We start from the raw sequence: 13,896 nt of genomic DNA on the forward strand, positions 1-13,896 counted from the left end.
CATAAAGAAGGATAAAATTAATGAAAAGTATGACTTTAAAAGCAGTCAAATCTTTACTCGTTATTTTTTAATGTGAATTTGAAGGTTTAAGTATCTAAGAAGGAGTACAAATAAATGCTAATTAGCCAAAGTAATTAATGCGCCTTTATCTATTAGATATTTAGCTAATTCATTATCTTCGCCAAAACACTAAATCATGTCTACAAATAAACATGCCACAATTCGATATAACGCAATAGATAAGTGCCTAAGTAATTCTGGGCGTAAATATTATATTGATGATCTCGTTGCCTTTTGTAATCAAGCTATTTATAATTTTTCAGGGTTAGATAACGGTGTAAAGAAGCGGCAAGTGTACGACGATTTACGTTTTATGAAAAGCGATGAAGGTTTTGCAGCGCCAATTGAAACGTATAAGGATGGAAGAAGAAGTTATCATCGGTATACAGATCCAGATTTTTCTATTAACAAAAAGGATGTGTCGCCAAAAGAGCAACATCATATTCAACAAGCATTAGAGATTCTTTCACGTTTTCAAGGCTTACCTAATTTTGAATGGGTGGATGAATTGAAAGTGCGCTTAAATGACCAATTACCAGGAATATCTAATCAAGATAAAAATCCACATATTTCATTTCAAGAGAACCCATATTTAAAAGGAATGGAATTTTTTACGCCCATATATAATGCGATTCGACATGAAAGAATGATTGCCGTTGAATACCAAAATTATAAAAGTGAAGTACTTCAGCATTTTGAAATTTCCCCTTATCATCTTAAGCAGTACAATAATCGGTGGTTTGTTTTTGGCCAATCTCCAGCCTATGATACCCTGACTAATCTCGCTTTAGATAGAATTATCTCAATTAATGAAATTGCAACGCCTTTTTTGCCGACAAAGATTGATTTTGAAACCTATTTTGAAGATGTAATTGGGGTAACGATTCCTGAAGATGCTCAACTTGAAAAGGTTGTTTTGAAAGTAACGCATAACTTATATCCTTACATTGCTTCAAAGCCTCTGCACGGTTCTCAAAAGGTAATAGCACGTGAGGAAGATCACATTAAACTTCAGTTAGAAGTGTATATCAATTATGAATTAAAATCTGTATTGTTAAGTTTTGGTAATGCCATTCAGGTTGAAAGCCCATTAACTTTAATTGAAAAGTTGAAAACGATTTAAATTTTGAATTAAGCTTTTTAACCTGTGCATTTCTATTGCATAGATCCCCTATATTTTTAGCTTTCATTTTCAAATTAAAACTATGAAAGTCGGAGATAAAGTAAAGTGTATAAATAACTTAAAAGGGAAGGTTAACAAACAAAATATTTGTCCCAATTGGATTGAAGAAGGAAGAATTTATACCATCAGAAAAATTGTTAGAGGATATGTACTGTTAGAAGAGGTGCACAACCCTTTATGGAAAACTTCAGAAAAAGGAGAGCTATTGGAACCTGGATTTGATCAGAGAAGATTTATTATTTATACGGAGAGAACTTCATGATGATTAACGACTTCATTGGGGAATCCTATAAACATAAAACAAAACTTAATTCACCCGTGCACTTCTACTGCACAGGTCCCACTTACATTTGAAATATCATTTAAAACGAGACCTATGAAATATACATTTTAGAACAACTATTTACAAATTATACTTAGCTACCTAACAAGTATAACATGAAACTGCAGGAGCTGAAATATGCTCCTACAGTAAAACGTAAAAGCGAAATTAGAATACGTGGAGTTCAGCAACCACTTTAAATAACGAGGCGAAACTGAAAAGCCATACGAGTAGGAATTTTAAAAACTTTATGATGAAAAAATTAATTACAATCTGCATCTTAGCATTTGCAATCACAACTGCTCAATCTCAAACAGTTAATGATGTTCCTTTGAATGAAATTGATGTTGAATACATTCAGATTGTTGGAACTTCTAAGCTCTTTAAGAATGAAGTGACTATACAAATTGACTTTGGACAAGAGAATAAATTTTTTAGAGATAACACACGAGTTAAGGATGAAAATGGTAAACTTCTTTCGTTTAATTCGATGATTGATGCTTTGAATTTTATGAGCCACAATGGATATGAGTTTGTTCAAGCTTATGCATTGACAATTGGAAACCAGAACGTCTATCATTATCTTATGAGAAAATCAGAAGATTAGGCAGAGATTTTTTTGGTGTACGGACGAATTGCAATTCGTCCGTACACCAAAAAAAAATCCTATCTTCACACCACCAATAAAACAAGAAAAAACAAAATGATTACAGGAGAACTTAAATCTCAAATAGACCAAATATGGAATACCTTCTGGAATGGAGGAATCAGTAACACCATTACCATTGTTGAGCAGTTAACTTATTTAATGTTTATCAAAGACCTTGATGAAACAGAAACCAGAAACGAACGCATGAAAAATCGTGGAATTGATGTTCAAATGATTTTTGGAGCAGACGAACAACAATTTAGATGGAAAAACCTGAAAGAATTAGACGTAGAGGCACGTCATAAAATCTTTAGTGATACGAATGATGGTATTTTTCCGTTTTTGAGAAACTTGGGTAAAGATAAAAGTATGTTTGCTCAACACATGAAAGGTGCATCTTTTGGAATCAATAAACCTCAAGTTCTTGATCAAGTCATTGAGAAATTGGAGCGCATCAACATGGATCAGCAAGATATTAAAGGAGATGTTTACGAATATTTGCTATCCAAATTAGAAGGTGGTGGAACTTCTGGACAATTTAGAACACCACGACACATTATTAAATTAATGGTTGAATTGATGCAACCCCAATTGGATGATACCATTTGTGATCCTTCTGCAGGAACGGCTGGTTTTTTAGTTGCAGCTAAAGAATATATCGATACGCATTATAGTGTAATAGATCTCGATAAAAAGAGAAAACACATCAATGAAAACATGTTTAACGGAACAGAATTCGATGCGACAATGCTGAGAATTGCTTCCATGAATTTGTTCTTACATGGTGTAGAAGAACCAAATATTCGTGATGTTGATGCTGTTTCTAAAGACAATACAGTTGCCGAAGCTTATTCTTTGGTGCTCGCAAATCCTCCGTTTAAAGGTACAATTGACAAAGATAGTATTGCTACAGGATTAAAAAATGTAACGAATACAAGTAAAACGGAATTGTTGTTTTTGGCTTTGATGCTCCGTGAATTAAAACTTGGAGGAAGAGCAGCTGTAATTGTTCCTGATGGAGTGTTGTTTGGAAGTAGTAAGGCCCACAAAAATATACGACAAGAAATTGTAGAAAACCAAAAGTTAGAGGCAGTGATTTCTATGCCGAGTGGAGTTTTTAAACCCTATGCTGGAGTGAGTACTGCGATTCTTATTTTTACAAAAACCAACTCTGGAGGAACAGACAATGTTTGGTTCTACGATATGAAAGCCGATGGTAAATCATTAGACGACAAACGTTCTTTATTGGTGGATGCTGAATTATTTGAAAAATTCTCACGAGGAGAAGGAGCAGCTGAATTAACAGCAAAACAAAAAGAAGAACTCCACGAGAACTTCAATTTACCCGATATTCTTGCGCGTTACCAAAAGAAGGACACTTCTGAAATGAAACGCGAACGTACAGACCAAAGTTTTACCGTTCCTTTCCAAGAAATTAAGGACAATGACTGGGATTTATCTATTAACCGCTATAAAGAAATTGTCTACGAAGAGGTGGAATATGATGAACCGAAGGTTATTTTGAAGAGGATAACGGAGTTGGATAAGAAGAGAGGTGAATTGTTGGAGAAACTTTCTAAATTGGATTAGTATGGATTGGAAGCTAATAAAATTAGGAGATGCGGCTACTTTTATAAATGGTTTTGCATTTAAACCTAAAGATTGGTCAACTGAGGGAAAGGAAATTATTAGAATTGCTAATTTAACAGGTAGTAACTCTAATTTTAACTATTTTAAAGGAAGTATAAATGAGAAATATTTAGTCAAAAAAGGAGATTTACTTATTTCTTGGTCTGCTACATTAGGTGTTTTTGAATGGGAGCATGAAACTGAAGGATGGTTAAATCAGCATATATTCAAAGTGGTATTTGATAAAATAGAATACGATAAAGGTTTTTTCAAGTATCAAATAGAGTCCGTTTTACATGAATTAGAACGTGCAGTTCATGGTTCTACTATGAAACATATTACTAAAAAGAGGTTTGATGCGGTCGAAATCCCACTCCCTCCCCTCAAAACCCAACAAAAAATCGTAGAAATACTAGATGCAGCAGCAGCATTAAGAGATCATACTAAAATGCTTTTGGAGGAATATGATTTATTGGCGCAATCTATCTTTTTGGATATGTTTGGGGATCCGACAGAAGGTGAAACGGTTGTATTAAAAGAATCATTAAAAATCCTAGGTGGTTATGCCTTTAAAAGTAAAGATTTTGTTGAATCAGGTGTTCCATTAATTAAGATAGGTTCTGTAAATAAAGGATATTTTGACTTAGAATCATTTTCTTTTCTCCCAGAAAACTATCTTTTAAAGTATAAAAAGTGGGTGATTAAACCAATGGATATGCTAATTTCCTTGACAGGAACAGTTGGTAAACAAGATTATGGAAACATTGAACTAGTAACATTTGATTATGATAAATACCTACTTAATCAGCGTGTTGCAAAGCTTGAAGTAAATGATCAGTATAATAATACGTTTTTCTTTCATATGTTTTTACAAAAAAAGTAAAATATATACTTACAAAGTTAAGTCGTGGAGTTAGACAAGCAAACTTAAGCAATAATGATATTTTAAATTTAAAATTAATACGACCTAAAATCGCTCTCCAAAACGAATTCGCTAAAAAAATAGAAATCATAGAGCAGCAAAAGGAATTAGCGAAGCAAGAATTGCAAGAAAGTGAAGATTTGTTTCAGGCATTGTTGCAGAAGGCTTTTAAGGGGGAGTTGGTATAATTATTCTTTGCAAGAAAGTTCCAAATACTGCGTTATGCTTGTTTTGAATTACAGTCATTTATAAGTATAAACTCCTGACAATTAAAAACTGCACAAGCCTTGTCTTTGGAAATTTCTTATCAAAGACTTGAGCAGGCTAAGTTTCCTTGTGGACACTAAATAATTAGGGATTATGTAGATATTTTAATGAGCACTCTACAGTTGAGGGAGTATCTTTTGATTCTTTAATAGGGTTTCAATGGGAATTTGCCATGGATTACGTTTTAGAGTTGCAATTTTATAGTTTTTTTATTTATCCTTTTTTTAGGACTATATGGAAGTTAGCAATGTATTTGGAGATTAAACTTGCTTAAATGAACAAAATAATTTTTTATACAACACTATGAATATTATACAACACCAAGTAATAGATTTCGTAAGAACGACACCAGTTCCTCACTCTAATTATAGGCTTTATTTAGATAGCGTTAAAAGTTGGCTATATGAAATTAATGAAGAGGGAACCAAATATGAATTGTTAAGTGAGTTGATCAAACACTTTAAGCAAGAAATGGATGAAAAAGTTGAAAATACACTTAGACCTGATAAATCAATGGAAATCGATCAATATAAAGTTTTGATTTTTCGTTTAAATGATGAATTAAATGGAATTAGAGAATATGTTTCTAAAAAAAACTTTTTTGAAAACGAAAAGAGCAAATTGGATGAAAAATTAGACGAAATTTTATGTCAGTTGCAAACTTTGAAAAATGGGCAAGAAATCATATACGAAGATCTTACTAAGGAATTGAATGAAATGAAAGAATTTTACTTTCTCAATAAAAAAACATGGAAAGAACTTTTGATTGGAAAGTTGTTTTCCATGGTTAATTCAGGAGTAATTAGCCTGACAGTTAGTCAAAAGATTGTCAATATAATTAATGATGAATATGCCAATCTAATTGACCAAATATGAACAGACTAATAATAATTGGAAATGGCTTTGACTTAGCACATGGTTTAAAGACTAAATATGAGGACTTTTTGTTGTGGTATTTGAAGTCGAAGGTAGAAATATTAAGGGATGATGAGCCAGCAAAAGACAGGCTGTGTACATTAAAACTTAAGAATGAGAATTTAAGAGGACGCAGGTTAAATATTCTTGAGAATATAGATAAAGCAAAGGGACATAAAGATGTTATTAAATCAATCACTAGTTCTAGCTATAATATTGTATATAATTCACTTTTCTTTAAGGATATCATCAATGAAGATAGATGGGTCGACATTGAAAATATATATTATTATTTTCTTAAAAACTCAATGGTTATAGGTAAAAGAACAAGAATCAATGAACCTTTTCCTAGCATTGAAGAGATAAATAGTGATTTGGATTTCCTACGTGATAAATTTATTGAGTATTTGAAATCCGAATGCAATGACTTTGATTTTGATGTTTCAGAATCGCCCTATTTAAATTTGTTCAGTAGAAAAATGTATTATGAAAATGATAATAGTGAAGTAATAGATGGAGTTGCAGATGCAATGTTACAATCTAAAACAATGATACTGAATTTCAATTACACTAACTTGATTAAGAAATATGCGGAAGTTAAAACTGGTTTATTTGAGACCGTTCAAATTCATGGTTCGTTAGATTACCCTGAGAAGATAGTTTTTGGCTTTGGAGATGAGCTAGACGAAACTTATCAAGAGATTGAAAGGTTAAATGAGAATAAGTTTTTCGAACATATCAAATCGTTTAGATATTTTCAAGATGGGAATTATCAAAAATTAATGGCTTTTGTGGATAATGATCCTTTTGAGGTTCTGGTTTTAGGTCATTCACTCGGTCTTTCGGATAGAACCATGCTTTCACAAATATTTGAAAATGACAATTTAAAAAGAGTTCAATTGTATTATCATCAAGGTCAAAAAGATTTTACTGAGAAAACATATGAAATATCTCGCCACTTCACAAGTAAAGGTCGAATGAGGGAATTGATTGTTCCTTTTACTAGATCAGAGCCAATGCCGCAGGTGGAAATGAATTCTAAAGATTGATTATTAAACACTTTCGTAAATGATAAGAATTATTAATTGTAATAATATTTGTATTTTTGCAGTATAACTTGATTTAAAACATGGAAGAATTAATAGATTTCACAGAAACATTTCGTGTAAAGAAAGGTGTTGTCTCGGCACGCTTATTAAGTGTAAGTGGCAAGGAGGATGATAGTTTCGTGATTTTTGCACCTACGTTTAATTTAAGTGGTTACGGTAACACAAGGGGGGAAGCAGAAGAAATGATTAAAGAATCATTTGATGATTTTGTGCATTATTTTCTGACTTTAACTTCTAGCGAGAAAGAGTTGTATTTATTTCAACATGGCTTTTCAAAAGAGAAGTTTAAATCTAAAAACTTTTCAAAAGCTTATATTGATGAAAACGGTGAACTTCAAAATTTAAAATTGGAAAATCAATCTTATGAGTTAACAAATTTAGTGGCCTAGCCTATGGGGAATAATCGACCTATAAAAACCAAATGTTTTATTAAGTACCTATTGTATTTAAATTGTATTAAAAAAGGAGTTAAAGCTTCACACCATAAATACAAATGCCCCAACTGCCATCGTCCTATTATGATTAGAGAGGCAGATTAGGATGTTCCTCCGATGCATTTAAGAAGTTGTGCAAAGACCTTAGGAGTAACTGTTGATGAAATATACCTTTGGGTTGAAAAAAACTGCTAATCTTTTATTTATTTCGTTTCTGTCTTTTCTAATAAATTTTTGTTTGTTACCAAAACAAGTGAATTTTCTGTGATGATTTCTAACCTGTGCATGTATACTGCACTCGTCTGTTCTATATTTATTTCATATTCATTTGTAAAACAATTAAGATGAACATTATTCAAGAACAAGTAAATGACTTTTTAGTCCATACAAGGTATGTAAGTGGAAAGTACAATGACTATATAGACAAGACTTTAATCAATTAAATTACTTTTTTTGCTCTAAAACCTACGCTCAACCCTAAAAATCTAACTTCAACTAAAAAAATATTATATTTGAGAAAACGATATTGCAATTACCCCTAGACCTATGAATACAAACTTTCATTTTCTTAAAAACGAATGGCCAACTTTCTTCGATAGAGCAAGTAGAGCTGAAGGTTTTGTAAGAACAGACCCAAGAGCATCACTGTCTTATGCAAGAATGGCTTTAGAAGTAGCGGTAAATTGGATGTACCGCAACGATGAAGAGTTGGAGATGCCTTATGATGATAATCTGAGTGCATTAATGGTCAATAGAGATTTTAAAGATCAGTTCAACTATAAAATGCTGAATGAACTCCATTTAATTCGTAAAACGGGAAACCTTGCCATCCACAACAAGGCAGTCAGTGATGTTGATTCTTGTACAATCATTGAAAATCTGTATTATTTTGGAAAATGGTTTGCTAAGTCATACCGCAAGGGAGAAATTGATGTTCCTGGACCTTTTGATTGGGATTTAATTCCAGAAAGAAACACAGCATCTATCACCAAGCGACAACTTGAAGCGCTACAAAAGGAAATGGAAGAAAAGCTTGCTCGTTTTCAGGAACAACAAAAAAAGCAACAAGAAGAACGAGAAGAGCTTTTAGCGAAAAATGAATTGTATAGACGTCAAATTGAGGAACGTACAAAAATTACCGAAGCTCAAAAAGCCGAAGCCAATCAAGAAGATGATTTACAACATCCAAGAAATGAGGCTGAAACCCGTAAATATTTTATTGATGTTTCTTTGCGTGAAGCAGGCTGGGATTTAAGTGGCGCAAATGTAAAGGAATTTCCTGTGAAATTTATGCCGTCATCTACCAATAAGTCTACAACTGGAAATGTAGATTATGTGCTTTGGGATGACGATGGAAAACCGCTGGCAGTTGTGGAAGCCAAAAGTACCATGGAAAATGCTTCAAAAGGAGAGAATCAAGCGCAATTGTATGCAGAAGCATTAGAAAAAATGTTTGGAAAGCGACCAGTAATGTACTATACGAATGGATATGATACTTTTTTATGGGATGATCAGTTCTATAAAAAGGCGAGACTCGTTCATGGCTTCTATACTAAATCAGAATTACAAACCTTAATGTTCAGACGTGAAAACCGTAAGGATATTCGCAAAGCTGAAATTGATATAGATATTGCAGGAAGACCTTATCAAATGCGTTCCATAAAAAGTATAGCAGAACACTTTGCAGGTACAGATAAGCGTACAGGTGAGTTGGTAGGAACGAACAGGGGAGCTTTACTTGTTTTAGCAACAGGAACAGGGAAAACAAGGACTTCTATTGCCTTTTCTAAGATTATGTTGCAATCCAACTGGGCTAAGCGTATTTTATTCTTGGCTGACCGTGTCAGTTTGGTGAAACAAGCGAAAGCTAACTTTGTAAAATTACTTCCTGAACATGCATCAGTAAATTTAATTGAAGAAAAGGAAAACCCTGATGCTAGAATAGCATTTTCAACCTATCAAACCATGATGGGGTTAATTGATAAATCACGCGATGGCGATGCTCGTTTTTACGGTGTTGGACATTTTGACCTTATTATCGTTGATGAAGCTCACCGTTCAATTTATCAAAAGTTTCATGCTATTTTTGAATACTTCGATGCATTGTATTTAGGTTTAACCGCTACTCCAAAAGACAGTATTGATAAGAATACGTACAGTGTTTTTGATTTACCAGATAAAACACCAACAGACTCCTATGGTTTTGATGAAGCAGTAAAGGAAAAGCATTTGGTACCTTACCACAGCATTGATATGCCAACAAAGTTTCACTCAGAAGGAATTCGTTACGAAGACTTGAGTGATGAGGAAAAAGAAGAGTTTGAGAATGAAATTTTAGATGGAGAAGAAGCTACGGGGAATGAATGGATTAAACCAGGTGAATTAAATGAATGGTTATTTAATAAGGATACTGCGGTTAAAGTCTTACAATATATACTACAAAATGGAATAAAGAAAAGAGGTGGTGAAGAGTTAGGAAAGACAATCATATTTGCGAAAAATCAAAAGCATGCACATTTTTTAAAAGATATGCTTTTAGATATGGATAAAGAGCAATTTGGAAATGATTATGTGAAAGTGATTACTCACAATGAACCTAAATCACAAGAATTTATTGAACGTTTTTGTGACGAAGAAAAAGACCGCTTACCACAAATTGCAATCTCTGTTGATATGATGGATACTGGAATTGATGCGCCAAGCTGTGTTAACCTTGTTTTTTATAAGCCAGTAAGGTCATACGCTAAATTTTGGCAAATGATTGGTCGAGGTTCGCGATTAAGGCCGGATTTATTTGGTCCAGGAAAAGATAAAACCCATTTCTTGATTTTTGATTTGTTCGAAAACTTTGATTTTTTCAAATTAAATCCAAAAGGTATAGAATCAAATGCTCAGCAGAGTTTAACAGCTCAGAATTTTATTTTAAGGTTACAACTCGCAAATTATCTTGGATCAAATTCTTTTTTAAAGGATGAAGATTTGCAAGCGCATAGAAAATCACTTTTAGATGCTTTACATCATGAAGTTGCATCATTAGATTCTTCTCGATTTGATGTTAAAATGAAGTTTGAAATTGTTACAGAATTTGGAATTAATCAACGTTCTAAATGGGATAGTTTATCTAAAAAAGAGATCCGAACGATTGAAAATGAACTCGCAAATTTAATTCAACCACCAAAAGGAGACTCTGATTTGGCTCGCTATTATGATAAAAGACTTTATCTTTTAATGCTTAATCGTTTGGAAACTCCAGATTCAGATTTGTTCAAAAATAATTTTGCACTTCCTATTTCTAAAGTGGTAACTTTATCAAGGAAATTAGAAAGAAAGACAAGCATACCTATTGTTAAAGAAAATTTAGCATTGATTCAAGCGCCTCTTGATGATGCTTTCTGGGAGAAAAAAGGAATTGCTCATTTAGAGAAAATACGTTCTGGTATTCGAGACTTATTGAAATATATTGACCGCGAAGACGAACGTTATGTAATGACTGATTACGAAGATAAACTTGGTGAAATTAGAGTGAATAATGCGCTAAGAGTAGGTGAAGAAGATATTGAATATGAAAATCCTTTTGCTTCAACAGCCAAAAGATTGGAGCAATTGATTAATGAAAATAAAGAAAATATCACCATCAGCAGAATTCGTAAAGGAGAAAAGATCACACAAGAGGAGCTCGCAGGTTTGGAAGATATTTTGTTTACAGATAAAATTCAAAAGGAGAAACTCATTCAAGAGGTTGGCGAAAATTTTAATCTTGTATCTTTCATTATTTCATTAATGGGAATTTCCAAAGAGAAGGTGGATCAGGCTTTTGCTGAATTCATTAATAAATACCATTTAAGTTCTATTCAAATTGAATTTTTAAATACGATAAAAACCTTCCTAACAACAAATGGAAAGCTAGATCCCAAGAAACTGTTTGAAGAACCTTTTAGAAATTTCCATTCTCAAGGGGTTGAGGGAGTCTTTAATGATCAACAAACAGATGATTTGTTTAGGATTGTAGGAAAGATGAATGAGATTGGGTAGCATAAACCAATTGGTTCTAAAAGCAAAAAGCCTAGAACATATTATTGTTAACCCCCTTTCAAAATAACTTACACAGTTCTTAGGATACTCCCTCTTAAGTTGTGAAAAACAAAAAAGCAAAAAAGCCAATTGACTTTTTTGCTTTTTTTGCCTTTGTTCAGTAAAAAATATTTTCTACTGCTTAACTATTCTTCTTCTAACAATTCCCTCTTTTGTTGTGATGTTTACGATATAAACACCAGGTGTTAAGTTTGAAATGTCAATTGAATGATTATTAGTAACTTTTAAGGCAATAGTTTGACCGTTAAGTGCAGTTAAACTTATAGCTTCTATGTCTTGGTTGGTTTCAATGTTCAATTGATTATTTGCTGGGTTTGGATATAATTTAAAGTTTTTCAAATCATGATTCTCTAATCCAACATTGTTTAGTACCATACAAGAAGAAGTGTCGATACAACCTAAATTATCAATAATTACAGCATAGCTTCCATTAGCTGTTGGGGTAAACGATTGGTTGGTTGCTCCCGAAATAGGGGCGAATCCGTTATTGCAATCTACCCATTGATAATCTACTCCGCTGGCATTTGCACTAAATGTTCCATGAACTGATAAGTTTATTGTCGTATCGATATCACAAAGCTCGAATAGTTCAATTCCATTTGTTCCATCATCACCTCTAAATAAAAGTCTACCTAAACCATAACGAATATTAGAAGGGTCACCGTTTGCCACTCCTGGATTAAGTTCTAACATCGTTAATGTATTTCCGTCATAAACAAATAATTCTCTACCATTTGCGTCAGTATTAGCAACGAGATACATTTTATTATTAAAAACGGTAAATCTAGAAGGAGTAGAACTGTTTGGTCCTGCGTTAATATCCTCTACTAAAGAAGTCGTATTACCGTCATATTTGTGAAGTTCTACACCATCAGTACCAACTTCAGCCGAAAAGTACATTTCATTATTAAATAAAGTAAAGTTACTTGGGTATGAAGGATCTGTTCCAGGATTAACATCAATTAATGTCAATGTTCCATTATCATATTCCCATAGTTCAGAACCATTTGTTCCATCATCAGCCTTGATGTAAACTTTGCCATTAAGCCCTTCAAAAGCTCTACCTACACTTGACCCCGATGTACCAGGATTAATGTCATGTGCTGTTAATGTTGTACCATCATAGGTATGTAGTTCAGGTCCTACAGAATTTTCTGTCGCACCCATAAAAAGAACACCTCCAATATCGGTTAACAAATACGCATAAGAATCATCAGTTCCTGGATTTATATCAATAACATCTACAGTTGTACCGTCAAAACTTCTCAATTCATTTCCATTTGTTGGGTCGTTGGCTGTAAAATATAATACACCATTTGAAACTGCTGGATTTGATGGATAAGAACTATCAGTACCCGGATTTATATCTTCAACCAAAGTAACAGAAGAACCATCGAAAACATGTAGTTCACTACCTACAGAAGCTTCTTGAGCAGAAAAATAGAGTTTTCCATCATATTCTTGGAACTTACTAGGAAATGAACCAGGTGCTCCAGCGTTAATGTCAATTAAGTTAAGGTTTGTTCCATCAAATTCATGTAATTCTACACCGTCAGTGCCATTGTCAGCAGAGAAGTATAGTTTGTTGTTAAACTCAAAGAAATTGGATGTAAATGAACCGATGTTTCCTGGGTTAATGTCAAAACTATTGACTGTTGTTCCATCGTATGTAAACAGTTCCTCTCCCGTAGTTCCATCGTTAGCGGTGAATACTAACAGTCCATTCAAATTATAAAGATTACTAGGGAAAGAACCAGTCGCTCCCGAGTTGATGTCAATTAAAGATGTATTCGTTCCATCGTATTCCCAGAGTTCACTTCCGTTAACACCATCGTCGGCTGAAAAATAATATTTATTACCCACTTGTGTAATAAAGTTTGGAAAAGATCCGGAACTGCCTGGATTAATGTCCTCGACCAGCGTTTGCGAGTGTGCAAAAATTGTCGATGCAATTGTTGCAAGTGTAAAAATTGTTTTTTTCATAATAATATAATTAGATTTAATCATAGCACGTTTTAAAATGAAATAGGGTTGGAAAAAAATGAATAGGATTTACAAAAATGTTCATATTCTTCATCTCCTAGATTTTAAATAATTGATTATGAGTAGTTTGAATTCTTTTAAGGTCAAGATGGGAAAACCTTAACAATTGTTAAATAAATGATTACTGAAAAGGAGTAAGATTGTTATAGAATAGCTCCTGTCTTAAAAAAAACACCTAATAATACTTATTTTAGCATCTATAGGTTATACGGGTAATGAATATTTGTTTTGATTGAAGAATCAAGGCGTACAGCGTATTAATGATATATTT

Annotated in this window: 10 protein-coding genes; 9 read left to right on the forward strand and 1 reads right to left on the reverse strand. The window is 33.0% G+C overall.

Annotated features, from left to right (window positions below; translation table 11 throughout):
* The first annotated feature begins 196 nt into the window (after positions 1-196).
* The 9 genes from CW751_RS09860 (at position 197) to CW751_RS09900 (ending at position 11,522) form a co-directional block, all read left to right on the forward strand.
* Positions 197-1,183, forward strand: a complete 987-nt coding sequence (locus CW751_RS09860; protein ID WP_101334842.1) for a helix-turn-helix transcriptional regulator — start codon at positions 197-199, stop codon at positions 1,181-1,183.
* Between the two features lie 82 nt (positions 1,184-1,265).
* Positions 1,266-1,505, forward strand: a complete 240-nt coding sequence (locus CW751_RS09865) for a hypothetical protein (protein ID WP_101334843.1) — start codon at positions 1,266-1,268, stop codon at positions 1,503-1,505.
* 313 nt (positions 1,506-1,818) lie between these two features.
* Complete coding sequence (locus CW751_RS09870; RefSeq protein ID WP_101334844.1) at positions 1,819-2,172, forward strand: hypothetical protein; 354 nt, start codon at positions 1,819-1,821, stop codon at positions 2,170-2,172.
* Between the two features lie 96 nt (positions 2,173-2,268).
* The gene (locus tag CW751_RS09875) at positions 2,269-3,804 is read left to right on the forward strand and encodes a class I SAM-dependent DNA methyltransferase (protein ID WP_101334920.1); all 1,536 of its coding nucleotides are present in this window, start codon (positions 2,269-2,271) and stop codon (positions 3,802-3,804) included.
* Position 3,805: 1 nt separating this feature from the next.
* Complete coding sequence (locus tag CW751_RS09880) at positions 3,806-4,726, forward strand: restriction endonuclease subunit S (protein WP_101334845.1); 921 nt, start codon at positions 3,806-3,808, stop codon at positions 4,724-4,726.
* 609 nt (positions 4,727-5,335) lie between these two features.
* On the forward strand, positions 5,336-5,908 hold the full coding sequence (locus CW751_RS09885; protein WP_101334846.1) for a hypothetical protein: 573 nt from the start codon (positions 5,336-5,338) through the stop codon (positions 5,906-5,908).
* Positions 5,905-6,996 carry an AbiH family protein gene (locus CW751_RS09890; protein WP_101334847.1) on the forward strand — a complete coding sequence of 364 codons (1,092 nt, stop codon included), beginning with the start codon at positions 5,905-5,907 and terminating at the stop codon, positions 6,994-6,996. Before CW751_RS09885 ends, CW751_RS09890 begins: the two co-directional genes overlap by 4 nt.
* A gap of 80 nt (positions 6,997-7,076) precedes the next feature.
* Positions 7,077-7,445 carry a hypothetical protein gene (locus CW751_RS09895; RefSeq protein ID WP_101334848.1) on the forward strand — a complete coding sequence of 123 codons (369 nt, stop codon included), beginning with the start codon at positions 7,077-7,079 and terminating at the stop codon, positions 7,443-7,445.
* A gap of 591 nt (positions 7,446-8,036) precedes the next feature.
* Positions 8,037-11,522, forward strand: a complete 3,486-nt coding sequence (locus CW751_RS09900; RefSeq protein WP_101334849.1) for a DEAD/DEAH box helicase family protein — start codon at positions 8,037-8,039, stop codon at positions 11,520-11,522.
* 174 nt (positions 11,523-11,696) lie between these two features.
* Here the strand turns inward: CW751_RS09900 and CW751_RS09905 are convergent, their stop codons facing one another.
* A complete protein-coding gene (locus CW751_RS09905) occupies positions 11,697-13,565 on the reverse strand; it encodes a T9SS type A sorting domain-containing protein (protein ID WP_165779280.1) in 1,869 nt (622 codons plus the stop codon).
* Positions 13,566-13,896: the final 331 nt, after the last annotated feature.

Source organism: Brumimicrobium salinarum (assembly GCF_002844555.1).
Taxonomy (GTDB): Bacteria; Bacteroidota; Bacteroidia; order Flavobacteriales_D; family Crocinitomicaceae; genus Brumimicrobium; species Brumimicrobium salinarum.